The sequence below is a fragment of the Campylobacter sp. JH23 genome (genome assembly GCF_017846595.1).
Lineage (GTDB): Bacteria > Campylobacterota > Campylobacteria > Campylobacterales > Campylobacteraceae > Campylobacter_D > Campylobacter_D coli.
Genome location: NZ_JAEQBP010000001.1, coordinates 95,374 through 120,320 on the forward strand (window position 1 = coordinate 95,374; position 24,947 = coordinate 120,320).

Sequence of the window (24,947 nt, forward strand, 5' to 3'; positions counted from 1 at the left end):
TTTTACACAAGAAGAAATAATTTTATCTTAAAAAATTGAAATATGCTTTTTTTTAAAGTATAATGCTTTTGCATTTTTTGCAAAATAAATTAGGGTTTATACCAAGAAAGGAAAAGTATGAAAAAAATGCTCTTAAGTATTTTTACAACCTTTGTTGCAGTATTTTTGGCTGCTTGTGGAGGAAATTCAGATTCTGGTGCTTCAAATTCTCTTGAAAGAATCAAGCAAGATGGAGTAGTAAGAATAGGAGTTTTTGGAGATAAACCGCCTTTTGGTTATGTAGATGAAAAAGGCGTAAATCAAGGTTATGATATAGTCTTGGCGAAACGTATAGCAAAAGAACTCTTAGGAGATGAAAATAAGGTGCAGTTTGTATTAGTTGAAGCTGCAAATAGGGTGGAATTTTTAAAATCAAATAAAGTTGATATTATTTTAGCTAATTTTACTCAAACACCTGAAAGAGCAGAGCAAGTGGATTTTTGCTTACCTTATATGAAGGTAGCTTTAGGTGTGGCTGTGCCTCAAGATAGCAATATCAGTAGCATAGAAGATTTAAAAGATAAAACTTTACTTTTAAACAAAGGAACTACTGCTGATGCGTATTTTACAAAAGAATATCCTGATATTAAAACATTAAAATACGATCAAAATACCGAAACTTTTGCCGCTTTAATAGATCAAAGAGGTGATGCTTTAAGTCATGACAATACTTTGCTTTTTGCGTGGGTAAAAGAACATCCTGAATTTAAAATGGCCATTAAAGAATTGGGCAATAAAGATGTAATTGCTCCTGCTGTTAAAAAAGGTGATAAAGAGCTTAAAGAATTTATTGATAATCTAATCACAAAATTAGGAGAAGAACAATTCTTCCATAAAGCTTATGATGAAACTTTAAAAAGTCATTTTGGAGATGATGTAAAAGCCGATGATGTAGTTATTGAAGGCGGTAAAATTTAACAAAAAAGGGCTTTTGCCCTTTAGTTGATTTAGGATAAAATATGCAAAAAAAATACAAAAATATAATTTATGCTTCTTTGGGCGGAATTTTAGAATTTTATGATTTTGTGCTCTTTGCCTTTTTTTTGGATATTTTTGCTAAGGTTTTCTTTCCTCAAAATGATACTTTTTGGATGCAAATAAATGCTTATATAGCCTTTGGTGCTGCTTATTTGGCGCGTCCTTTTGGATCTATTGTTATGGCGCATTTTGGCGATAGATACGGGCGTAAAAATATTTTTTACATATCTATGCTTTTTATGGTTTTGCCTAGTTTTGCTTTGGTGTTTTTGCCAAGCTATGAGAGTATAGGTATACTTGCTACATTGATTTTATTTTTAATTCGCATTTTACAAGGCTTAGCTGTAGGGACAGAAGTAAGTGGAGCTTGGGTATATGTAAGTGAATTTGTTAAAGGGCGTCAAGTTCCTTTAGCTTTAGGTTTTATTTCAGCAACTTTGACTATAGGTTTATTGCTAGGAAATCTTGCCACTTTAGGGATAAGATCTTATTTTAGCGCGCAAGAGGTTGAAGAGTATGCTTGGAGAATTCCTTTTATTGTAGGAGGATTTTTTGGATTTTTTGCCTTATTTTTAAGAACAAAACTTAGCGAAACTCCTGAATTTGAAAGAATAAAAAAAGAAAATAGACTTTTAAATTTTCCTTTAAAGGACGCACTTAAAACTTATAAAACAAGCATGTTAGTATGCTTTTTAATGACCGTTGTTTTAACCAGCGGTGTAGCAACTTTGATGATACTTCCAAAATATCTTGAAGAGTTATTGTCTATAAATAAAACCTCGGCTTTATGGATACAAAATTTCGCTATTTTGGCTGTTATTTTAGGGGCATTGATTCAAGGAATTTTGGCTAGCAAGTGGGGAAGTTATAGAATTTGTTCTATTTTTAGCATAACTTTTATGTTTTTTGGCATGCTTTTTAGTTTTTATGATGCAAATTTCTTATTTTATTTTTTACTTGCTTGTTTTGCTCAAGGAATTATTACTTTTGCTCCTGTTTTTATGACTCAAATTTTCAAAAGTGAACTTAAATTCAGTGGACTTAGCTTTGCTTATAATATTTCTTATGCACTTTTAGGCTTTTTAACCCCTTTTATAGTCAATGCTTTTTATAAAGAATATATGGGTGTCTATCTTATGGTGGTAGGATGCTGCTCCTTATTTAGCGTATTTTTACTTAAGCGTATTTTTGCAAGGAGCGAGGCAAAAGAACTAAGCATTGTCTTTTAAAACTTCAAAAACAACTCTAGATATTTTTTCTACCGAAGTGATTTCGCAGTGCTCATCAGTTGAGTGGGGATTGTGGATATTTGGCCCTATAGAAGCACATAAAAGTTCTTGTTTTTTTTCTATGATGCCGCATTCTAATCCTGCATGGATAGCCGAAACTCTAGCTTTGGGCGATACTTTTTTAAGAGCTTTTAGTACTTTATCGCTCAGTGCATTAGCTTTGCCTTCCCAAGGGGGATAAAAATTAAAACTTCTTACTTTATAGCCAAAAGCTTTAAAAAATTCCATGGTTTCAAATTCTATCTGTTTTAAACCATCTAATATATTAGATCTTGCAAAAAGTGTAAATTTGATTTGTTGATTTTCCATTTTTAAAGTGGCTAGGTTGATGCTAGTTTGCACTATGCTCAAATGTTCATCATAAGCTCTAACTCCATGTGCGAAAGCATTGATGGTATTTAAAAGCTTTTCATTTTGATCGCAAATTTCAAATTCACCTTCTTCTTTAAATTCGCATTTTATCCACCCATTGCCTTTTACTTCATTTTCAAAATGCACCAAGGCTTTAGCATGCTTAGGGATAGAATTTATCCTTTCTCCACCTTCAAAAGAGATGATTTTTCCTTTATTTTCTTTGATAAATTGAGCCATTTCCTTGATAGAACTTTTTTCATTGCGCACGATATTGATCCCTGAATGCCCCCCTTTAAAATTTTGTGCTTGAAGTTCATAAATTTTACCTCTTGCTTTAAGAGTGCTAAAGCTTAGCTCAGCTTCTATATCTACTCCACCTGCACAACCTATCATGATCTCATCATCGCTTTCATGGTCTAAATTTAAAAGCATTTTGGAACTTAAAGTGTGCTCGAGTGAATTTACTCCCATGAGTCCGACTTCCTCATCATTTGTAAAAAGGCATTCTAGATTTTCAAATTCAGCCATAGCGTTCATCATAATGGCTATTCCTATGCCATTATCCGCTCCAAGACTTGAATTTTTAGCTCTTAAAAAGCCATTTTCTTCATATACTTCTACTTTTGGAGCTTCTCCCATGCAAACCATATCATAATGACTTTGGAGGCAAATTTTAGGATTTCCTTTAATAGCGTGAATATTTCCTGCTTTATCTATGCTTACTTTAAAGCCTTTATCTTTAGCATAGGAGCTTAAAAATTCTTTCATTTGTTCTGTTTGATAGCTACAATGTGGAATCTTGCACAAATTTTTAAAATTTTCTATAACATTTTGCATTCCATCTCCTTTTTTTGTTAAAATTATGGCATATTTTTAAAAATTTAAGGAAATAATGAGAATAAATTATAAAAAATTATTCAATTTAAGAAAAATTGCAAGCGATCCTAAGAAACTTTTAGCATTTTTGATTTTTGCTTTAATGATCGCTTTTGTACAAAATTATATAGTACAAAATCCTAGTTTTAAAGCTCAAGTGATTAGGGTGATTGATGGTGATACCATAGAAATTAGTACCAACAATAAAACCAGTAAAATACGATTTTTTGGCATAGATGCGCCTGAGTTAAAGCAAAATTTTGGCAAAAAATCAAAAGCAGCACTTGAGAAAATTTTAAAAGATAAGGAAGTTTATATTTTTTCTAAAAACAAAGATAATTATGGTAGAATTGTCGCTATTGTAAAGCTTAAAGATGTGGATATTAATCAGTTTTTAGTGAGTCAAGGATATGCTTGGGCGGATACATATTACACCAATGCTTATATTAAAGAGCAAGAAAAAGCTCAAAAAAATAAACTGGGTCTTTGGAAAGATGATAATCCAATAGAGCCTTATAAATGGCGCAAACAAAATAGATTTTAAAGGCAGGTAATGAAAAAATATATTTTAATGCTAGCTTTGCTTTTTGGAATATCAGGATGTTTTGTAAATGAAAGAGGCATTTCAAATCGGTTTTATGATGATTGCCATGAATATTATGATGCAAGTGGAACTTATCATAAGGACTGCCCTAAAAATTGGGTAGATATTAAAATGACTCCTTGATGATTTATTTGCGTAAAGATGCTGATAATGCTGATCCTATCGCTTCAGGATTTACTGTGCTTGTTGGGGAATCAGGATTTTCTGCTGCTTTGGCTGTATTAAGAGGAGGTCGCTTGAGTTTAAATATATGCTCATCTATACTAACAACTTGTATGGTTGCTTCAAACATTTTAATCTCTTTTACATGTCCTACAACTTTTACATCTCGCTTTTTAGAAGTTTCATCAAATAAAGCATGAGCTTCAAGTTCTAAAACATCGCCTAATTTAAGTGGAGCATAAAAGAAACATTTTGAACCGATAACAACAGAGAATTCTTTATTGATTGAAGCTTGTGCGACATAGTTTGCAGCAGCAAAAATAAAAGCATCAAAAACTAACCCTTGTTCATCTACAACCATATCGCTTGTAGTGATGAGTATCGACTTTGCAAAATTTTTATCAAGCTCGATAATAGTTCCTGCTAAGGAGGTATTGAGTTCTGGACAAGTTAAAAGTTCAGCTCTTACACGAGAGATATCCTCAGCGGATGCATATTCTTCAAGTTGTGCATATTCTTCAAAAATATCTTTTTTTGCCATTTTTGCGCCTTTGGTGTTCTATATTATCTACTTCAAAACATTTCTTGATGCTATATCGGCTTAGTAATTAAAAAATTTATACCTTTATGCGAACATAGACTCTTTTAGGTGCCTCATAGCCCTCAATAGTGAGGTTTTTATCGTTTGGATCTAAAAAATTTTCCAAAGAAAAAGAATCAATCCATTCTGTTTTTCTTTGTTCATTTTCATCTGTTGTTTTTGTAGCTAGGACTTCAAAATATTTAAATCCTGCTCTTTCACACCAATTTTTTAAAGCGCTAATGCTAGGAACAAAATAAATATTAGGGATTTTAGAATAGGTTTTATTAGGAACTAGGGCAATTTCTCTTGGATCTTCTATATACATGGTATCTAAAAATACAGTTCCATTTTTATTTAATCCCGCCTTTAAATCTTTTAGCATTTTTATGGGATCGCTTCTGTGGTAAATCACTCCAAGACAGAAAATCACATCAAATTTCAACCCATATTTTGGCAAATCTTCTACGCCTAAAAGCTCATATTTTATAGGAGTTTTAGCAAGAGTATTTATGAGTTCAAATTGTAAGCGATATTTGATTGAAGGATCAAAGCCTATAAGTTTTTTTGGATTAAATTCAAGCATTTTAAACATATAATAGCCATTATTGCAACCAATATCAGCAACACATTTTTGAGAAATTTCACTCATAAAGGGTTTTAAGATATTGAATTTAATAAAGCTTTGCCATTCCGTATCGATAAAAAGTTCATCTATTTTAAAAGGACCTTTTCTCCATGGTTTTAATTCTTTTGTGAGTTCTAAAATTTCTTTTTTTGCTTGAGAGTTTGTTTTTAGGGTAACACTATCTTCTAAATAAAGCTTAGAATCCAGTTCGACTTCTTTCAAATTCTGAATTTTAGAAAATAGGGGATGATTTAAAAATTGTTTTTCAAGTGGATTTTCTTGCATATTTTTCCTTGATAATCTAATTTTAGAATAATAACAAAAACAATTTGATTATAGGTTAAAATATGTAAAATTATACATATAATATGTTTTTATCAGTAAAATCATTGAAGAATAGATTTTTTATGTGATAAAATATTTTATAAAAATTTACAACTAGTTAAAAAGCATAGTTTAGTTGCTTATAATTGATAAATTTTATTTTTCGTAATTTAAACTTGGTTTTACTATTGTGTAGATAGATTTATCTTTATAATAAATTCTATACTCTTTTCACAGCAAGCGATAAATTTTAAAATAATCGATCGAGTTATTTATCTCTACTTTTACTTAAGTAGAATTTATAGATAGGTAATTCATGAGGTTAAAAGTATCAGGATTGATACCTAATTCTTTGCCTATAACTTTTTAACTTTTCAATTATTTCTTGCATTTGCATGTTAAATCCTTTGATTTTAATTTTAAGAAATTTAAATATAAAAATATAAAAAGTAATGAAAAGCTTTTAATTTGAAAGGTAAAATATGGATATAAAATTTGTACTACAAATCAAAGTCAAAAAATGAAACTTCGATTTGCAAAGCTACTTTATAAAATTTTTCTATTTTAAAAATATTTATTTAGGAAAATTTAATAAAAAATAATATTTAAAAGATGAAGGATAAGTTATTCTTTTCTTTTGGTTGTCTGTATTGTTTTGAATTAGCTGACTATAATCTTGCGGTTGGTTATTTATTTTTGGAAAAATAGACCCAATTAGATTAAAAGCAAAATCCTTATTTGATTTAGTAATTTTTTTTATTTCTTGTTCAATGTTTTCAGGGATTTTTATTTCACTACTTATGTGATCATAAGGATTATATTGTTCAATAAATAACATTCTATTGTCATATATATAATCATAAAGTCTAGGTTTAAATATTTTTAATAATGTGATCACAGCAAAATCATATAAATATAATTCTTGATTTATAGCATTGACTTCAATTTTAAAAGCATTTAAAAACCTCTCCATATCTCTAATACTTTTAAAAGCATCTGCAAAATTATTTTCTTTTATTTTTTTAATAAACTCATCTTTATCCAATGCTTCATGTTTTATATGAATTGTTTTTAGTTTTTTTATAAATATATCTTTTAAGTTTTCTTGACTAACTTTAGACAATTTAATAGGAACTTGAACTATTTTTTCTATATATTTACCACCTTTATCTTTTTGAATTTTATCTAAAGCTTTAGAAACAATCTCTTCATCATAAGAAAGAATATATATGGTATTTTTAAAATCAGCTATAGATCTTACAAGTTGAAAAATTTCTTGTATATCTGTATCGGCCAATCTATCAAGATCATCAATGACTACGATTATTTTTATGTCTATATTTAATAAAGCGGTGTTAATTTCATTTTTGATTTCATCTAAACCCTTTTTCTCTGCACTTAATAGTTTGTTAAAATTATTAATAATACTTGAAGCTCGAGACATTGCCACTGAAGCAACTGGATCTGCAATCATATAAGATGACATTTTAAATAACAATGATAAATCTTCTAGTTTATTAGGTACTTCAGATAAAAATTTAAATTTTGCATGAGAATATATTTTTTTAAATTTTTAATTTTAAATTTTGGAAATGAAGCTTTACGAATTTCTTTGGCAAGCGTTGTAAAAAAATCGCTGATAAGTTTTTTTCTAGTAGAGATATTCCAAGGATTAAATTTCACTATAATGAAATTTTCATCATCTTTAAAATCCTCCAAAGTCATATAACGAAAGAGGTCTTTCCACTACCCCAATCACCTATAATTCCAAAAGTAATACTATCTTCTTCTTTATAATTTTTAATAATTGTATTTAGTTGTTCTGCTACTGAATTTCTACTGAACAAATCCTCCTCTTTTTTCTCTATAGGTTTGTCTATATTAACGCTTTCTAATTTTTCTTGTTTGTTTTGATTATTTTCCATAAAATAAGCTCCTTTTGGTTTTTGAGATTATATATAATTTTAACTATGTTTTATGATAAAAAGAACCAAAGGTATTCTAATCACTCTTGAGAGGGTAAAAAATATTTTTGGTTTTTTGCTTTAAATAAGGAAAGATAAAAAGCTATCTATAATTTTTTAAGATCTATTGTTTAGGTTTTTACTAAAATCATCTAGAGATAGTTGGATGTTTTTTGAAAAATATCATTTGTAGTTTAAAATAGGTTCTTTGTATCGATTTTTCCTAACTTTTTGGAATAAAAAATAAAAAGTTAGGAGAAAAGTTAGGAAAAAAGTTTCAAAATGGATTTTAATGGAAAAAACTTTAATTTAGGCTTTATATAGCTACAAATGCCTATTTTATCTATATTTTATAAGTCTGATATTTATAGTAGCTTATGGTACAAATGGTGCGGTTAGCGAGATTTGAACTCGCACACGCGGAGCGCACCACCCCCTCAAGATGGCGTGTCTACCAATTCCACCATAACCGCAAATTTTAGAATTCAAAGAAATAAAAAGCCCTACTTAAAATAGAGCTTTTTTAAGATTAAGCAAAAACTATAAAAGGATTTGCATAAAGTGCTATAAGAGCAATTACAAGAGCGTAAATAACTTGCGCTTCTATCATTGCCAATGCAATAAACATTGTTGTCATTAATTTTGGCCCAAGTCCCGGGTTTCTAGCTGTTCCTGCTATAGTAGCCGCTGCAGTATTACCCATACCGATAGCACCACCTAGTGCAGCAACGCCAAGTCCTAAACCTGCCGCTAAAACAGAAAACGCTTTGATCCATACATTGATAGCTTCTTGTTCAACAGGTGCATTAGCTTCAGCTGCGAAAGCAGTTGCTGCAAGAGCTAAAAATAGAAAAAAGATTTTTTTCATTTTTGTAACCTTTCTTTAAAATTTATAGAGAGTTTTAATGTTTTAATTTTAAATCAGTTCGGCTTGCGTATCCCTACTTAAGATTTAAAACTAAGTTGAAAATATATCAAAAATTATCTTTAATTTTATTGAAATTTACTAAATTTCACATTTTTAAAGTATTTTTATTACTTTCATTAAAGATTAAAACTTTTTTTGCTTTAATAATACTTTAAAATAATTTTTTAATACAAGGTTGTAAATTTTGAACTCTAAATTTTCGAAAATAGGTTTTATTTTAGCAGTTGCCGGTTCAGCTGTGGGCTTAGGAAATGCTTGGAAATTTCCTACTTTGGTAGGACAAAGCGGCGGTTCTGCTTTTATATTGCTTTATATTATTTTAACTTTGGGTGTAGGTTTTGTTATTTTTCTAGCCGAGCTTAGCATAGGAAAGATTAGTGAAAAAGATCCTGTTAATGCTTATGAAAAACTTGCTCCTTCAAATAAAAAAGCTTGGTCTTATGCAGGTTTTACTATGATAGGAGCAATTTTAATCGTTTCTTTTTATACTTTAGTAATTGGCTGGATACTTAAATATGCATATTTAAGTATTAGCGGAAATTTATATCCTGAACTTAATACAAGTTCTGCTGAATTTGGAAAATTAATTTCAAGTGATTTTGTAAGCCAATTTGTATGTTTTACCTTGATTTTTTTAATTGTTTTTTACACAGTATCTAAGGGTGTAAAAAATGGCATTGAAAAACTAAATGTTTGGATGATGCCAGCTTTATTTATCTTACTTGTTTTGATGCTTATTTATGCAATGACTAAAGATGGTTTTATGATGGCGGTTGAATTTCTTTTCGTGCCTGATTTTTCTAAGATTAGTACTTCTAATGTGCTTGAGGCTTTAGGACTTGCTTTTTTTAGTTTATCTTTGGGGGTAGGGACTATTATCACTTATTCGGCAAGTTTACCTGAGCGTACAAATTTTATTACCAGCACTCTAAATATCATTTTTATCAATCTTTTAATCGGACTTTTAATGGGTTTAGTCGTTTTTACCTTTATCTTTGAGTTTGGTTTTGATGCAAGCAAAGAGGGTCCAGGTCTGATTTTCGTTTCTTTAGCGACTTTATTTCAAAAACTTGGAGCTATAGGACATATTTTAGGAGCAGCTTTTTTTATATCTTTGATTTTTGCAGGTATTACTTCAGCAGTTTCAATGATAGAGCCTTTTGCTTTTTACTTAATTAATAGCTTTGGAATGAGCCGTAAAAAAGCTTTAATTTTGATAGGAATTATAGTTTATACTTTAGGAATTTTGTGTATTTTGTCTTCTTTGGATTCAACTGCATTTAAAATTTTTGGTCTTAGTGTTTTTGATCTTTTAGACACTTTATCAAGTAAAATTATTATGCCTTTGGGTGGAATTTTAGCTGCTATTTTTGTGGGTTTTGTGATCAAAAAAGAAGCTTTGCAAATTTTATTTGGTCCTTATATGAAGGGTATATTTTTTGAACTTTGGTATATCTTTTTAAGATTTATTTCGCCTTTGGCGGTTATTGTTGTTATGATTAGTGCTTTTTTAAAGTAAAATCGGATTAAAAATGAGAACATATTTTTCAAAAATAGGTTTCATTTTAGCTGTTGCAGGCGGGGCTGTAGGTTTGGGAAATGCTTGGAAATTTCCAACCCTAAGCGCTGAAAATGGCGGTTTTGTTTTTGTTCTTTTGTATTTATTTTTTACTCTTAGTATAGGGTTTAGTATCTTTTTAGCTGAAGTATCAATGGGGCGTTTAAGTAGAAGTGATTTAGCAAATGCTTACTATACTCTTGCAAAAAGTCATGCCAGAAGATGGCGTTATGGTGGAATTTTCACCTTAGGTGGAATTTTTGTTCTTTCTTTTTATTTGGTAATTATGGGTTGGGTTTTAAAATATGCCTTGACTAGTCTTTATTATTTACCTAAAAATTTAGAGCAAGCAGGAAGTGATTTTTCTACTTTAATCAGTGCTGATTTAAGCAATTCTATTTTATTTTTTTCTTTATCTTTTTTTCTTACTTTATTGATTGTGTCTAAGGGTTTAATAAAAGGCATTGAAAGACTGAATGTGGTTATAATGCCAAGTCTTTTTATCATGCTTATTTTTATGCTACTTTATTGTATGAGTTTTCAAAATGGTTTTAAGCAAGCTTTTTCTTATCTTTTTTATCCTGATTTTTCAAATTTTAAATTAAGTTCTATTGCTGAAGCTTTAGGGCTTGCTTTTTTTACATTATGTTTAGGAATAGGCTGTATAGTGACTTATTCTGCGGCTTTAAGCAAAAAAATAAATTTTATCAAAAGTTCTATTTTTATAGTTTTGATTAATCTTCTTATCTCATTTATCATGGGGCTTATAGTTTTTACTTTTATATTTGAATTTGAGGCAAATCCAAATATAAAAGGTCCAGGAATAGTATTTGTATCTTTGATGAGTTTATTTAATGAGCTTGGAATTTTAGGTTATGTTTTAGCCTTTTGTTTTTTCTTGGCACTTTTTTTCGCAGGTATTACTTCTGCGGTTTCAATGATAGAGCCTCTGACTTTCTATGTGGTTAATAATTATAAAATTTCTCGTATTAAAGCTTTATCATTTATAGGTTTTATCGTTTTTGTATTGGGAATTTGTTGTATTTTATCTTTAAATACTCATTTTTCTAGTTTATTTAGTATTTTTGGAAAAGATTTTTTTACTCTTTTAGATAAGGTGACTTCTAATATATTACTTCCCCTAGGGGCGATTGTAAGTTCTATATTTGTAGGTTTTTTTGTGGATAAAAAGCGAATTTATAAAATATTTTCCAAATTTGTAAATCGTCAAATATTTACAATTTGGCTATTTTTTATTCGTTTTATATCACCTATAGCAATTATTTGCATAATGTGTTATCAAATTTTTGTTAAAATTTCTTAATTATTTCATATAAGGAAAATAAATGGCTAAAAAATTTATAGATGTTATGGATACAAGTTTTAGAGATGGTTTTCAATCTGTTTACGGGGCTAGAGTCTTAATGCAAGATTTTTTTCCAGCAGTAGAAGCAGCCAAAGAAGCAGGGATAACTCATTTTGAATTTGGAGGTGGAGCAAGGTTTCAAAGCCTTTATTTTTACCTTAATGAAGATGCTTTTGAAATGATGGATAAATTCCGTTCGATTGTTGGAAAAGATGCGAATTTGCAAACTTTAGCAAGAGGTGTAAATACTGTTACTTTGGATACAGGAAGTAAAGAGCTTATTGATTTACATGCCAAACTTTTTGCTAAGCATGGCACTACAACAATTAGAAATTTCGATGCTTTAAACGATGTAAATAATCTTAAATTCAGTGGAGAATGTATTAAAAAATACGGCTTAAAACATGAAATCACAATTACTTTAATGGATTTACCACCAAATTGTCAAGGTGCCCACGATGTACCATTTTATGAAAGAATATTAAAAGAAATTTTAGCTGCTGAAATTCCTTTTGATAGTATTTGTTTTAAGGATGCTAGCGGAACTTCAAATCCAAATAAAATTTATGAAACCATTAAAATGGCTAGAAAAAATTTACCACAAGATGTGCATATAAGACTTCATACGCATGAAACTGCAGGAGTGAGTATAGCTTGTTATTTAGCAGCATTGGAAGCTGGGGTTGATGGTATAGATTTAGCAGCAGCTCCTGTGAGTGGGGGTACTTCACAGCCTGATATTTTAACTATGATGCATGCTTTAAAAGGTAAAAATTATGATTTGGGTGGATTAGAAGAAGAAAAGATTTTAAAATACGAAGCAGTTTTAAAAGATTCTTTAAAAGAGTATTTTTTACCGCCTGAAGCTACAATGGTAAGTCCTTTAATCCCATTCTCTCCTATGCCAGGAGGAGCTTTAACTGCCAATACTCAAATGATGAGGGATAATAATATACTCGATAAATTCCCAGAAGTTATTCATGCTATGCGTGAAGTTGTGGAAAAAGGTGGTTTTGGAACTTCTGTAACTCCTGTTTCTCAATTTTATTTTCAACAAGCTTTTAACAATGTCATGTTTGGACCTTGGGAAAAAATTGCTGAAGGTTATGGAAAAATGGTATTGGGATATTTTGGTAAAACTCCTGTCGAGCCTGATGCTGAAGTTAAAAAACTTGCAGCTAAACAGCTAAATTTAGAGCCCACTACAGAACTTGCTATCGATATAGCGGATAAGGATGAAACCAAAAGTATAGCCTATGTTAAGAGTTTACTTGAAAAAGAGGGCATAGCGGTAAGCGAGGAAAATATTTTCATTGCAGCAGCTTGTAAAGAAAAAGGTATAGCGTATTTAAAAGGTGAAGCTAAAGTTAATGTGCGCAAGAATGTGTCTGCGCCAAAACAAAATTCTACTGGTATTGATGAGAATAAATTTACAGTTTCAGTTAATGGAAACAAATATCATGTAGAAATAAGTGCAGGCTTTGATAAAGATGTAAATATTAAAAGTATTCACAAAGCAGATACTCAAGAAGATATAATGCAAGATGCGGATTCAAGCGAAGGTATACAAGCTGGAATTTCGGGTAATGTATTTAAAATTTATATTAATGAAGGTGAAGAGGTAAAATCGGGTCAAGTTGTTATGATTTTAGAAGCTATGAAAATGGAGATAGAGGTTAGTGCACCAAAAGATGGCATAATAGAAAAAATTTGTGTCAAGACGGGTGATAGTGTTAGCGAAAATAATTTAGTCGCAATATATAAAAATAATTGAGGTTTTAAATGAAGAAATTTGAAAATTTAGGTTTGGAAAATATAAAAAAAGTTTATCATAATTTAAGTTTTGATGAACTCTATGAACATGAGAAAAAGAATGAAGAGGGGCAATGCACGGATAATGGAACTTTTACTGTAGATACGGGAATTTTTACAGGAAGAAGTCCAAAGGATAAATATTTTGTAAAACAAGACCCTTCTAGCAAGTATATAGCTTGGGGTAAAGTCAATCAAGCAATCACTAAAGAACTTTTTGATGAGCTTTTAATGAAGGCTAGAAAAGAATTAAGCAATAAAGAAATTTATGTGCAAGATGTTTTTTGCGGCGCTTCTTTGAAAAGTCGTAAGGCTATAAGATTTGTAACTGAAATTGCATGGCAAGCACATTTTGTAAAAAATATGTTCATTCGTCCTAATGATAAAGAGCTTGATGAATTTAAAGCCGATTTTATCGTTTATAATGCATGCAAATGTGTCAATAAAGACTATGAAAAGAATGGTTTAAATTCTGAAGTTTTTGTGATTTTTAACATAGAAGAAAATATTGCAGTTATTGGCGGAACTTGGTATGGCGGCGAGATGAAAAAAGGAATTTTTTCCATGATGAATTATTGGCTACCTCTTGAAAATAAGCTTTCTATGCATTGTAGTGCAAATGTTGGTGAAAAAGGCGATGTTGCACTTTTCTTTGGCCTGAGTGGCACTGGAAAAACAACTCTTTCTACCGATCCAAAAAGAAAGCTTATAGGCGATGACGAGCATGGATGGGATGATGAAGGAGTGTTTAACTTCGAGGGTGGATGTTATGCAAAAACTATCAATCTTGATCCTGAGAGTGAACCTGAAATTTATGGAGCGATTAAGAGAAATGCACTTTTGGAAAATGTGGTTTTAAGAAGTGATAAGAGCGTAGATTATAGCGATGCTTCAAAGACTGAAAATACTAGAGTTTCTTATCCTATAGAACATATAGAAAATCATGAACCAAGCTTAAAAGCAGGTCATCCAAAAAATATTATTTTTCTAAGTGCAGATGCTTTTGGAATTTTACCTCCTGTAAGCAAACTTAGCAAAGAGCAGGCTATGTATTATTTTTTAAGTGGTTATACAGCAAAAGTAGCTGGAACAGAAAGAGGGATTACAGAGCCTCAAGCTACTTTTTCAGCTTGCTTTGGCGAGCCTTTTATGCCTTTGCATCCAACAGTTTATGCAAGATTGCTTGGAGAAAAAATTGACAAACATGAAGTAAATGTTTATCTTGTTAATACAGGCTGGAGCGGTGGAAGCTATGGCGTGGGCAAAAGAATGAGTATAAAGGCTACTAGAGCTTGCATTAATGCTATTTTAGATGGAAGTATTACACAGTGTGAATTTGAAAATTTTGATGTATTTAATTTAGCTATTCCTAAAACTTTAGCTGGTGTGGAAAGCTCTCTTTTAAATCCTATCAATACTTGGAAAGATAAGGATGAATTTATCGCCACTAGAAATAAATTAGCAAAAATGTTCAGCGATAATTTCAAACGCTATGAAGATGTCAAAGAGGGTGTAGAATACAGTCAGTTTGGACCTAAAATTTAAGGCGCATTGATGAAAAATGAGATGTGGTCAGGACGCTTTAGCGAAGCAAGTAACGAACTCTTAAAAGAATTTAATGCAAGTTTAAATATAGATAGAGCTTTGTATGTGGAAGACATACAGGGTTCTATTGCTCATGCTACTATGCTTGAAAATTGCGGAATCTTAAAAAAAGATGAGCTAGAGGCTATTGTAAAAGGTTTAGAGCAGGTTAGAGTCGAGATAGAGCAAAATCGCTTTGTTTTCAATATAGAAGATGAAGACATTCATATGGCTATAGAAAAGCGTTTAAGTGAGCTTATAGGAAGTGAAATAGGCGGAAGACTTCACACAGCTCGCAGTCGCAATGATCAGGTTGCAACTGATTTTAAATTATTTACCAAAAAGTCCCATTTAGAACTTATAATGCTTTTAAAAGAACTTATCCAAACTCTACTTTCTCATGCTAGAGCGCATAAAAGAACTATTATGCCAAGCTTTACGCATTTGCAACATGCACAACCTATAAGTTTTTCTTTTTATATCTTAAGCTATGCTTTTATGTTTATGCGTGATATCAAGCGTTTGCAAAATAGTTTAGAGCTTGCGGATTTTTCCCCGCTAGGTTCTTGTGCTTGTGCGGGAACTAGCTATGCAACAAATCGCAATCTTAGCGCTCAAATTTTAGGCTTTAAAGACATTATGCCAAATGCCATGGATGGAGTGAGTGATAGGGATTTTGCGCTTGATTTACTTTATGATATAGCAGTGATTTTTACACACACTTCAAGACTTTGCGAAGAGATGATTTTATTTTCTGCTTCAGAATTTGGATTTTTAACCATAAGCGATAGTTTTTCAACAGGAAGTTCTATCATGCCACAGAAAAAAAATCCCGATGTTTGCGAACTTATACGCGGAAAAACAGGGCGTGTTTATGGAAATTTGATTTCTCTTTTAACGATTATGAAGGCACTTCCTTTAGCTTACAATAAAGACATGCAAGAAGATAAAGAAGGACTTTTTGATAGTGTTAAAACAGCAAAAGATAGTTTGATTATTTTAAATGCTATGTTAAAAGAAGTAAAAATCAATGAAGAAAATATGTTAAAATCTTGTAAAAAAGGGCATTTGTTGGCTACAGATTTGGCAGATTATTTAGTGCGAGAAAAAAATATTCCTTTTAGAAAAGCGCATTTTATAGTCGGTAATGTGGTCGCACAAGCTGAAAAACAAGGGATTGATATAAGTGATATCGAAGATCTTTCAAAAATAGATCCTATCTTTGATGAAAAAGCGATGAAATTGCTTGATTTTGAAAATTCTTTAAATTCTAAACAAAGTGAAGGTTCAAGCTCAGTTGCTAGTGTAGAAAAACAAATTCAAATTTTAGAAAAATTTCTTGAATGTTTAGGCTAATTTTGCCTAAACATTAAATCTAAAGTGCATCACATCGCCATCTAAGACGATATAATCTTTTCCTTCAAGACGCAATTTTCCCGCCTCTTTAGCGCCATTTTCTCCTTTGTAGGTGATAAAATCTTCATAAGAAATCACTTCTGCTTTGATAAAACCTTTTTCAAAATCATTATGAATCACGCTAGCAGCTTTTGGAGCTTTCCAGCCTTTTTTAATAGTCCAAGAACGCACTTCTAAAACTCCTGCTGTAAAATAGCTTATGAGTCCAAGTTTAGAAAAAGCAGTGCGTATGATTTGATCAAGCCCACTTTCATTTACACCTAAAGAGCTTAGAAATTCAGCACTTTCCTCATTACTTAAGCCAACTAATTCTTCTTCTATCTTAGCACAAAGCTTGATAACTTCGTGATTGTTCTTATTAGCATAGTCTTTTAAAATTTTTACATACTCGTTATCTTCGCTAATACCATTTTCATCAACATTTGCCCCATAAATCACTTCTTTGGCAGAAAGAAGTCTTAGCTCTTTATTTAAAGCTTGAAAAATCTCATCTTCTTTTTGCAAATAGGTGCTAGCTGGAAGACCTTTATTTAAATGTTCAAGCAAAGAATTTGCCATTTCTAGACTTTCTTTTGCACCTTTGGTATTTGCTCTAGCTTCTTTATTGAGTTTTTCTATTTTTTTACCAAGCTGTTCTATATCTGCTAAAATAAGCTCTGTATTAATGATCTCAACATCCCTTAAAGGATCAACGCCTCCTTCAACATGGGTGATGTTTTCTTCATCAAAACATCGCACAATGTGTAAAATTACTTCTGTTTCACGTATATTGGAGAGAAACTTATTTCCCAATCCCTCGCCCTTGCTCGCACCTTTTACAAGCCCTGCAATATCTACAAATTCTATCAATGAATGCATAATTCTTTCAGGTTTTACAATTTTGGCAAGTTCATTTAATCTTAGATCAGGAACTTCAACCATAGCCTTATTAGGTTCTATGGTACAAAAGGGATAATTTGCACTTTGTGCATTTTGTGCCTTGGTTAAGGCATTAAAAGTAGTTGATTTTCCAACATTTGGAAGACCTACTATACCGACGCTTAAACTCATTTATTTTTCCTTAAAAGATGAATTAAAAAATTAACACACATTCTAACTCCTGTTCCACCCGCACCAAAGCTATTATAGCCCCAAGATTTTTCTATGTAAGCAGGTCCTGCTATGTCAAGGTGGAGCCATTTATCTTTATATTCTTTGCGTATGAATTTATCTAAAAATAACCCAGCTGTAATTGCACCACCATAACGACTAGAAGCAGAATTACTAACATCAGCAATATTTGACTTTATAAGTTCTTTTAAATGCGGGTTAAAGTGTAGTATGGTTGTATATTCTCCACTTTTTTTAGAGCTTAAATAAAATTCATTTTGCAATTCTTCATTATTTCCCATAATACCACTTGTAAATTCCCCAAGCCCCACAACGCAAGCTCCTGTAAGAGTCGCCATATCAATGAGTAAATCAGGTTTTAAATCCTGAGCATAAGATAAACAATCAGCTAAAACCAAACGCCCTTCAGCATCGGTATTTCTTACTTCTATACTCACGCCTTCGCGCGAAATTAAAACATCATCTGGTTTATAAGCGTTTCCACCTATCATATTTTCAGTTGCACCTAAGATGCAATGTACTTCTAATTCTAAAGCGAGCTCGGCAACCGCTTTAATAATTCCCATCGCAGCTGCAGCTCCGCTTTTATCCGCTTTCATAGTAAGCATATAATCAGCAGGTTTTAGGCTCAAGCCACCACTATCGTAAGTTAAGCCTTTGCCTACAAATACTATACGCTTTTTAGCATTTTTAGCTTTATAGCTAAGGTGGATCAGACGCGGCGGATGGGCAGAAGCACGATTGACAGCTAAGAATGCATTCATTTTTTCTTTAGCAAGAAATTTTTCATCGCAAATTTTGCATGTGATATTTTTATTTTTTTTAGCTAAATTTTGAGCATCTTCCGCCATTTTTAAAGGAGTATAAATTTCAGGAATTTCATTAACTATATCTTTGGCAAAATTTGTCGCATTGGCTAGAATTTCACCGCGTAAAAGACCTATTTTTGCTTCATCGAGATTAAATTTTTTAGCATTTAGTTCTTCGGCAGAAATTATAAATTTTTCTAAAGTGCTTTCTTTTTTTTCGCTTTTGTATTTATCAAATTTATAAGCTCCAAAAAGCACACCCTCAACCAAAGAAGTAAAACTTCTCACAACGCAATCACCTAATATGCTAGGAAGTTTTACGCTTTTAATGTTTAATTTTTCTAAATTTTTATAAGCAGTGTAAAGTGCTAATCTTATATCCTCATAATTTAAACTTTTAAGTTCTATAAATAATCTTTTATTGTTTAAATCGAGTAAAATTCCCTCGCCTGTATAGTTATTTAATTTAAAAAAATCTTTTTCATTTGTGAATGGTTTTAGATTTTTATCTTGTATAAAAACAAGTTCAAAATCTGCTTTTATACCATGAATTTTTTTATCACTTAATTCAAATATCATTTTTTTTCCTTTTTTCTTTAAGTATAGCTTTTTCAATTTGTTTAAAGGTGAAAACAAGTAAAGATAAAAAACATATTATCATAATAGCAGCTAAATACCAATGATTTTTAGCCCAGGTTAAAAAATTCTGGATTAAATTACCAAAATGCCAAGCTAAAAGTATGGTAATAGCAGCCCAAACCCAAGCGCTAAGAAGATTGATAATGGCAAATTTTTTAGCACTATAACGCGTAATACCTATGCTCATAGGGATTACAGTTCTAAAACCATACATATAGCGTTGTATAAAAATAATAGGCCAACCAAAACGCTGTAAAAGTAAGTGCGCTACGGCGAATTTACGCCTTTGCGAACGGAGTTTCTTTTGAATATAGCGTTTGTTATATCTTCCTATATAAAAATAAATTTGATCCCCAACAAAGCCACCCAAGCCAGCTATAAATATAGCTAATACTACATGCATTTTTCCATCATGGGCTGCAAGTCCAGCAAAAATAAGTCCAAGCTCACCCTCTAAAATACTCCAGCAAAAAAGTATCAAGTAGCCCCAAGTTTCAACATGTTCATTCCAAATTCTTATAATAAATTCTTCCAAGGAGAAATCATTTTTAACCAAACCATGAATCACATAAATTATTAGAGCAATTAAAACGATAAAGATAAAAAATTTAAACCATTTTCTCATCGCACCCTCCTAAAATTCTAAAACACTATATACAGAACAATGCTTTTGTAATTTTTCTTCACCGCCTAAGTTTTTCAAATTCATTAAAAAACAAGCCTCGATACATTCTCCTCCTGCTTTTTTAATAAGTTCAAAAGAGGCAAGTGCTGTCCCACCTGTAGCTATAAGATCATCTACAAGCAAAATTTTTGCATTTTTTATATTTCTAAATGCATCTTGATGAATTTCTACTCTATCTGTCCCATACTCAAGTTCATACTCGCAAGAATAGGTATTTGATGGAAGTTTATTGGGTTTGCGTATAGGAACAAAAGGTAAATTTAGCTTAGCACAAATCATTGCCGCAAAAATAAAACCTCTGCTTTCAGTTCCTGCTATAAAATCTAAATTCATAGTTTGATAACGCTTACTTAAATGATCCAGTAAAAAAGATAAGGCTTTTTGATTGTTAAGTAGAGTTGTAATATCTCGAAAGATAATACCTTCTTTTGGAAAATTTGGAATAACGCGTATGCTTTCTGATAAAAATTGCTGTTCGTTTTGTGTAAGTTTTGTCATAATAATGCCTCGATTTTTGCTTCTAGCTCTTTAATTCTTTGTCTTAGTTTATCATTTTCTAAACGGTATTGAGAATTTCTTGTTCTTAGAGAAGTTAAATCCGCTTTTATTTTATTGAGCTCTTCGGTTAAAATATCGATATTCCCAAGACTGCGTTGAAGTTGAATTTGTAGTTTTCTAATGACTATTTCAGTATCATCAAGATTGTTTTTTATAAAATCTTTTGAAGTTTTTTCTTTATTAAGCAGGGTTTTATAATAAAACAACATAACAACTAGATAAATAGTAGCACAAATAAGTGCAGTTAAAATAAACCAATTTGCAAACATTAACAATCTACCTCAATTTTTTGAATTCTTTTTACATGTCTACCTTGATCAAAAGGGGTTTGAATAAAATTTTCTATCATATCGATAGCTGCATCAATGCCTATTAATCTACCTCCAAAAGCTAAAACATTTGCATCATTGTGTTTTCTAGCAAGTTTAGCACTAAGGCTTTCATTACATAAGGCACAGCGAATGTTTTTATGACGATTAGCAGCGATGGAAATTCCTATCCCTGAACCACAAATTAAAATTCCAAAGCTTTGTTCATCTATTTTAGAAGCTAACAAATGTGCATAATCTGGATAATCACAACTAGTAGGATCATTTGTCCCAAGATCATCAAAAGGAATTTGCTTTTCTTTAAGAAAGGTACAAATTTTTTCTTTAAGCATAAAACCCGCATGATCGCTAGCAATATAAATTTTTTTTCTAAGCATAAAAAATCCAAAATTTAAAAATTAAAGCATCTATATTAACATAACAAATCATAAAAAAAGCTTTTTGTTTTCAAAATAAATTTAAAACTAAGCTTTATTTTTTGTATATATGTTACAATATACATTTTAAGAATTTTAATCCATTTTAACAAATAGAAGGAAAATTAAATGAAACTCCTATTGATAGGATCATCTACCGGAGGCCCTAATCAGCTGAAGTTTTTATTAAAAGATGTGGATATAAAAAATACTTGCGTAGTTATAGCTCAACATATGAGTGCAAGTTTTATACCTTCTTTTGTAAATCAGTTTAATAAAGAAGCCTTAAGCGAAGTAAGTCTTTTAAACGACAAAGAGGTTTTGGCAAATAAAATTTATATTTGTCAAAAAAATACTATTTTATCAGGAAATTTAAATCTTATGGCAAACTGGAAAGAAGTTGTCACAAGCTTTAAACCAAATGTAGATTTGTTGTTTCACTCAGCTGTACCTTTGGTAAAGACAAACAAAATTTTAGCTGTAATACTAACAGGCATGGGAGATGATGGGGCTAAGGGATTGTTTGAATTGTATAAAGTAGGAGTTAAATGTTTGTGTGAAAATGAGGCTGATAGTATTGTATATGGTATGCCAAAAAAAGCAAAAGATATAAATCCAAAACTAAGGCCTATGAGTTTAAAAGAAATTAAACAAGAAATTTTAAATTTTATAAATGAAGAATGAGGGTTTAAATTTATGGAAGAAAAAATTAATCCTAGCGAATTAGAGCTTAATGAATTTATTAAGATTATTAATGAAATCAGCGGTATAGATTTAAATGAAAAAAGAAATATTTTAGTTTTAAAATTATCAAAATTTGTTTCAAGTACGGGTGTAAAAACCTTTGCTGAATTTTTAAGCAAACTTCAAATAAATAGACAGCTTAGACAAGATACTTTAGATTTTGTTACTATAGGGGAAACATACTTTTTAAGAGAATTGTCGCAATTAAAAGAAATTATTTTTTATGCTAAAAGTCTTGAAAAAACAGTAAATATTTTAAGTGCTCCTTGTTCTAGTGGCGAAGAGGTGTATTCTATGGCGATTTTGGGAGCTCAAAATTTCCTTAAGGATATGATGATCTTAGGAATTGATATAAATTCAAATGTCATCGAAAAAGCAAAGGTGGGTAAATATCAAGGTAGAACTTTACAGCGTTTAAGCGAAAGTGAAAAAAGAAGATTTTTCACAGATATTGGAGAGCAAACATTTAGCATTAATAAAAGCGAGCTTTGCACATGTAGATTTGAATTATGTAATGTTTTTGAAGATAAATTTTTAAGACTGGGTAAATTTGATATTATTGTCTCTAGGAACATGATGATTTATTTTGACTATGATTCTAGAATTAAATTAATGGAGCGTTTTTATCAAATTTTAGCTGATAACGGTAGGTTGTATGTGGGCAATGCCGATTTGATTCCTGAAACCACATTTTTTAAGAAAGTTTTTTCACCTCGAGGTGTGTACTATGAAAAAATTTGATTATATTTTCTTAAATTTTACAAAAAGTTACACTTTTTTATATCTTCGCTAAAATAAAGTTACTATTTTTAGCTTAAATTTTGATTTTGGTGCTATAATATTGTCAATATAATAAACCCTTGTTATTATTAATTTTTAAGTTTAATCAAAAAAGGAAAGATTTTGATAGAGTTAAGAAATGTAAATAAATATTATGGAACCCATCATGTTCTTAAAAATATTAACCTTTGTGTTAAAGAAGGTGAAAAACTTGTTATCATAGGCCCTAGCGGAAGTGGAAAAAGTACTACTATTCGCTGCATGAATGGACTTGAAGAGGTGAGTTCGGGTGAAGTTGTTGTAAATAATCTTGTTTTAAATCATAAAAATAAGATTGAAATTTGTAGGAAATATTGTGCTATGGTTTTTCAACATTTCAATCTTTATCCTCATATGACTGTTTTGCAAAATTTAACTTTAGCTCCTATGAAACTTCAAAAAAAATTACGCCAAGAAGCCGAAGAAACAGCCTATCAATATCTTAAGGTGGTTGGACTTGTAGACAAGGCAAATGTTTATCCAGCCACGCTTTCAGGTGGTCAGCAACAACGTGTTGCTATCGCAAGAGCGCTATGTACTAAAAAACCTTATATCTTGTTTGATGAACCTACTTCAGCACTTGATCCTGAGACTATACAAGAAGTTTTAGATGTAATGAAAGAAATTTCTACACAAAGAAATACAACTATGGTTGTGGTAACTCATGAAATGGGTTTTGCTAAAGAAGTTGCCGATAGAATTATTTTCATGGAAGATGGTGCTATTGTGGAAGAAAATGTTCCTAGTGAGTTTTTTTCCAATCCTAAAACTGAAAGAGCAAGACTCTTTTTAGGAAAAATTCTTAAAAATTAAACCAAATTTTAAAAGGAGAGAACAATGGTTTTTAGAAATTCTTTATTAAAATTAGCAGCACTTGCTTTAGGAGCTTGTATGGCTTTTACTAGTGCAAATGCAGCTGAAGGAAAACTTGAAGCTATCAAGGCTAAAGGAGAGTTGGTTATAGGTGTAAAAAATGATGTACCACACTATGCTTTACTTGATCAAGCTACAGGCGAAATTAAAGGCTTTGAAGTTGATGTTGCTAAAATGCTTGCTAAGAGTATTTTAGGAGATGAAAATAAAGTTAAACTTATAGCAGTAAATGCTAAAACAAGAGGTCCATTACTTGATAATGGTAGCGTTGATGCGGTTATAGCAACTTTTACTATCACTCCAGAGAGAAAAAGAGTGTATAATTTTTCAGAGCCGTATTATCAAGATGCTGTAGGGCTTTTAGTTTTAAAAGAGAAAAATTATAAATCTTTAGCAGATATGAATGGTGCTACTATAGGGGTAGCTCAAGCAGCAACTACTAAAAAAGTTATCAATACTGCGGCTAAAAAAATAGGTGTTAAAGTAAAATTCAGCGAATTTCCTGATTATCCTAGCATAAAAGCAGCTTTAGATGCAAAAAGAATTGATGCGTTTTCAGTTGATAAATCTATTTTACTAGGTTATAAAGATGAGAATAATGAAATTTTACCTGATAGTTTCGATCCTCAAAGTTATGGCATAGTTACAAAAAAAGATGATGCAAATTTTTCAAATTATGTCAATGATTTTGTAAAACAAAACAAAACTGAAATCGACGCTTTAGCTAAAAAATGGGGTTTATAAAATGAATGAGAGTGTAGGCTTTGTGGATAAATTAAGGCAACTCCTTAGTTCTTGGGGTTTGTATGATGAAAGTAGTACAAATCCTTTTGCAATTTGGAAATTTCTAGACGCTTTGGACAATGGAGATGCTTTTATTAGCGGTTTTATTTATACTTTAGAAGTGAGCATTCTTGCATTACTTATAGCGATTGTTTTTGGAACTATAGGTGGTGTGATGGCCACAAGTAAAATTAAAATCCTAAGAGCCTACACTCGAGTGTATGTTGAGCTTTTTCAAAATATTCCCTTGGTAATACAAATTTTCTTTTTATATTTTGCTTTGCCTGGCTTAGGAATTCATCTTGATATTTTTACCATCGGTGTTTTGGGTATAGGTGCTTATCATGGTGCTTATGTAAGTGAGGTAGTTAGAAGTGGAATTTTATCTGTTCCTAGGGGACAATTCGAAGCTTCAGCCTCTCAAGGTTTTACCTATGTACAGCAAATGCGTTATATTATAGTTCCACAAACTATAAAAATTATCCTGCCGCCTATGACAAATCAAATGGTAAATTTGATTAAAAATACTTCTGTATTATTGATTATAGGTGGAGCAGAGCTTATGCATTCTGCAGATAGTTATGCTGCTGACTATGGAAATTACGCACCTGCATATATTTTTGCGGCGATTTTATATTTTATCATTTGTTATCCTTTGGCATATTTTGCAAAAGTTTACGAAGACAAGCTTAAGAAAGCTCATTTAACAAGATAAGGGGT

At 31.0% G+C, this 24,947-nt stretch carries 26 protein-coding genes and 1 tRNA gene; 14 read left to right on the forward strand and 13 right to left on the reverse strand.

What is annotated here, in order from left to right:
* Positions 1-117 precede the first annotated feature (117 nt).
* Positions 118-957: a cysteine ABC transporter substrate-binding protein gene (locus tag KAR88_RS00465; protein WP_002790666.1), complete on the forward strand. Its 840-nt coding sequence runs from the start codon at positions 118-120 to the stop codon at positions 955-957.
* 41 nt (positions 958-998) lie between these two features.
* The gene (locus KAR88_RS00470) at positions 999-2,246 is read left to right on the forward strand and encodes an MFS transporter (RefSeq protein WP_002806349.1); all 1,248 of its coding nucleotides are present in this window, start codon (positions 999-1,001) and stop codon (positions 2,244-2,246) included.
* Here KAR88_RS00470 and KAR88_RS00475 read toward each other — a convergent pair.
* Complete coding sequence (locus KAR88_RS00475) at positions 2,229-3,497, reverse strand: M20/M25/M40 family metallo-hydrolase (RefSeq protein ID WP_002834537.1); 1,269 nt, start codon at positions 3,495-3,497, stop codon at positions 2,229-2,231. The genes KAR88_RS00470 and KAR88_RS00475 overlap by 18 nt on opposite strands.
* 55 nt (positions 3,498-3,552) lie before the next feature.
* On the opposite strand from KAR88_RS00475, the gene KAR88_RS00480 reads away from it, so the two are divergent.
* Both KAR88_RS00480 and KAR88_RS00485 read left to right on the forward strand, forming a co-directional pair.
* Complete coding sequence (locus tag KAR88_RS00480; RefSeq protein ID WP_002778962.1) at positions 3,553-4,080, forward strand: thermonuclease family protein; 528 nt, start codon at positions 3,553-3,555, stop codon at positions 4,078-4,080.
* Positions 4,081-4,089: 9 nt separating this feature from the next.
* Positions 4,090-4,263 carry a hypothetical protein gene (locus KAR88_RS00485; protein ID WP_002778960.1) on the forward strand — a complete coding sequence of 58 codons (174 nt, stop codon included), beginning with the start codon at positions 4,090-4,092 and terminating at the stop codon, positions 4,261-4,263.
* Positions 4,264-4,267: 4 nt separating this feature from the next.
* On the opposite strand, the gene KAR88_RS00490 is transcribed toward KAR88_RS00485, so the two are convergent.
* The 6 genes from KAR88_RS00490 to KAR88_RS00515 all read right to left on the reverse strand — a co-directional run bounded on the left by KAR88_RS00490 (position 4,268) and on the right by KAR88_RS00515 (position 8,666).
* Entirely contained in the window at positions 4,268-4,843 is a 576-nt protein-coding gene (locus KAR88_RS00490) for a PaaI family thioesterase (protein WP_002778957.1), read from the reverse strand.
* Positions 4,844-4,919: 76 nt separating this feature from the next.
* Positions 4,920-5,795: a tRNA 5-methoxyuridine(34)/uridine 5-oxyacetic acid(34) synthase CmoB gene (gene cmoB / locus KAR88_RS00495; RefSeq protein WP_002790667.1), complete on the reverse strand. Its 876-nt coding sequence runs from the start codon at positions 5,793-5,795 to the stop codon at positions 4,920-4,922.
* Positions 5,796-6,408: 613 nt separating this feature from the next.
* Complete coding sequence (locus KAR88_RS00500) at positions 6,409-7,308, reverse strand: P-loop NTPase fold protein (protein ID WP_002805646.1); 900 nt, start codon at positions 7,306-7,308, stop codon at positions 6,409-6,411.
* Between the two features lie 247 nt (positions 7,309-7,555).
* Entirely contained in the window at positions 7,556-7,759 is a 204-nt protein-coding gene (locus KAR88_RS00505; RefSeq protein WP_192801219.1) for a P-loop NTPase fold protein, read from the reverse strand.
* Positions 7,760-8,185: 426 nt separating this feature from the next.
* A tRNA-Leu gene (locus KAR88_RS00510) sits at positions 8,186-8,271 on the reverse strand.
* A gap of 56 nt (positions 8,272-8,327) precedes the next feature.
* Positions 8,328-8,666 (reverse strand): F0F1 ATP synthase subunit C, encoded by a 339-nt coding sequence (locus tag KAR88_RS00515; protein WP_002785015.1) that lies wholly within the window; start codon positions 8,664-8,666, stop codon positions 8,328-8,330.
* 244 nt (positions 8,667-8,910) lie between these two features.
* On the opposite strand from KAR88_RS00515, the gene KAR88_RS00520 reads away from it, so the two are divergent.
* The 5 genes from KAR88_RS00520 to argH are packed head-to-tail and all read left to right on the forward strand — an operon-like array spanning position 8,911 to position 16,402.
* Positions 8,911-10,245 (forward strand): sodium-dependent transporter, encoded by a 1,335-nt coding sequence (locus KAR88_RS00520; RefSeq protein WP_002803686.1) that lies wholly within the window; start codon positions 8,911-8,913, stop codon positions 10,243-10,245.
* 13 nt (positions 10,246-10,258) lie between these two features.
* The gene (locus KAR88_RS00525) at positions 10,259-11,608 is read left to right on the forward strand and encodes a sodium-dependent transporter (RefSeq protein ID WP_057034214.1); all 1,350 of its coding nucleotides are present in this window, start codon (positions 10,259-10,261) and stop codon (positions 11,606-11,608) included.
* Positions 11,609-11,630: 22 nt separating this feature from the next.
* Positions 11,631-13,424 (forward strand): biotin/lipoyl-containing protein, encoded by a 1,794-nt coding sequence (locus KAR88_RS00530; protein ID WP_002781704.1) that lies wholly within the window; start codon positions 11,631-11,633, stop codon positions 13,422-13,424.
* Positions 13,425-13,432: 8 nt separating this feature from the next.
* The gene (pckA, locus tag KAR88_RS00535) at positions 13,433-15,007 is read left to right on the forward strand and encodes a phosphoenolpyruvate carboxykinase (ATP) (RefSeq protein ID WP_002779616.1); all 1,575 of its coding nucleotides are present in this window, start codon (positions 13,433-13,435) and stop codon (positions 15,005-15,007) included.
* A 9-nt stretch (positions 15,008-15,016) separates the two neighbouring features.
* Positions 15,017-16,402 (forward strand): argininosuccinate lyase, encoded by a 1,386-nt coding sequence (argH, locus tag KAR88_RS00540; protein ID WP_002779615.1) that lies wholly within the window; start codon positions 15,017-15,019, stop codon positions 16,400-16,402.
* Between the two features lie 6 nt (positions 16,403-16,408).
* Here argH and ychF read toward each other — a convergent pair whose 3' ends face one another.
* The 6 genes from ychF to rpiB all read right to left on the reverse strand — a co-directional run bounded on the left by ychF (position 16,409) and on the right by rpiB (position 20,969).
* On the reverse strand, positions 16,409-17,512 hold the full coding sequence (gene ychF / locus KAR88_RS00545) for a redox-regulated ATPase YchF (RefSeq protein WP_002779614.1): 1,104 nt from the start codon (positions 17,510-17,512) through the stop codon (positions 16,409-16,411).
* Complete coding sequence (locus KAR88_RS00550; RefSeq protein ID WP_002786435.1) at positions 17,509-18,960, reverse strand: leucyl aminopeptidase; 1,452 nt, start codon at positions 18,958-18,960, stop codon at positions 17,509-17,511. The genes ychF and KAR88_RS00550 overlap by 4 nt, the downstream gene beginning before the upstream one ends.
* The gene (locus KAR88_RS00555; RefSeq protein WP_002781708.1) at positions 18,950-19,555 is read right to left on the reverse strand and encodes a DedA family protein; all 606 of its coding nucleotides are present in this window, start codon (positions 19,553-19,555) and stop codon (positions 18,950-18,952) included. Before KAR88_RS00555 ends, KAR88_RS00550 begins: the two co-directional genes overlap by 11 nt.
* Positions 19,556-19,654: 99 nt before the next feature.
* Positions 19,655-20,203, reverse strand: coding sequence for an adenine phosphoribosyltransferase (gene apt, locus KAR88_RS00560; protein ID WP_002779611.1), 549 nt, complete (start codon positions 20,201-20,203; stop codon positions 19,655-19,657).
* Positions 20,200-20,532 carry a hypothetical protein gene (locus tag KAR88_RS00565; RefSeq protein WP_002779610.1) on the reverse strand — a complete coding sequence of 111 codons (333 nt, stop codon included), beginning with the start codon at positions 20,530-20,532 and terminating at the stop codon, positions 20,200-20,202. The genes apt and KAR88_RS00565 overlap by 4 nt, the downstream gene beginning before the upstream one ends.
* Positions 20,532-20,969: a ribose 5-phosphate isomerase B gene (gene rpiB, locus KAR88_RS00570; RefSeq protein ID WP_002781710.1), complete on the reverse strand. Its 438-nt coding sequence runs from the start codon at positions 20,967-20,969 to the stop codon at positions 20,532-20,534. The genes KAR88_RS00565 and rpiB overlap by 1 nt, the downstream gene beginning before the upstream one ends.
* 168 nt (positions 20,970-21,137) lie before the next feature.
* Between rpiB and KAR88_RS00575 the strand changes: the two genes are divergently transcribed.
* The 5 genes from KAR88_RS00575 (at position 21,138) to KAR88_RS00595 (ending at position 24,942) form a co-directional block, all read left to right on the forward strand.
* Positions 21,138-21,692, forward strand: coding sequence for a chemotaxis protein CheB (locus tag KAR88_RS00575; RefSeq protein WP_002779608.1), 555 nt, complete (start codon positions 21,138-21,140; stop codon positions 21,690-21,692).
* Between the two features lie 12 nt (positions 21,693-21,704).
* Positions 21,705-22,493: a CheR family methyltransferase gene (locus KAR88_RS00580; RefSeq protein WP_002781712.1), complete on the forward strand. Its 789-nt coding sequence runs from the start codon at positions 21,705-21,707 to the stop codon at positions 22,491-22,493.
* Positions 22,494-22,655: 162 nt separating this feature from the next.
* Complete coding sequence (locus tag KAR88_RS00585; protein WP_002784344.1) at positions 22,656-23,384, forward strand: amino acid ABC transporter ATP-binding protein; 729 nt, start codon at positions 22,656-22,658, stop codon at positions 23,382-23,384.
* Positions 23,385-23,408: 24 nt separating this feature from the next.
* The gene (gene peb1A / locus KAR88_RS00590) at positions 23,409-24,188 is read left to right on the forward strand and encodes a bifunctional adhesin/ABC transporter aspartate/glutamate-binding protein PEB1a (protein ID WP_002781720.1); all 780 of its coding nucleotides are present in this window, start codon (positions 23,409-23,411) and stop codon (positions 24,186-24,188) included.
* A gap of 1 nt (position 24,189) precedes the next feature.
* Positions 24,190-24,942 carry an amino acid ABC transporter permease gene (locus KAR88_RS00595; protein WP_002779604.1) on the forward strand — a complete coding sequence of 251 codons (753 nt, stop codon included), beginning with the start codon at positions 24,190-24,192 and terminating at the stop codon, positions 24,940-24,942.
* Positions 24,943-24,947: the final 5 nt, after the last annotated feature.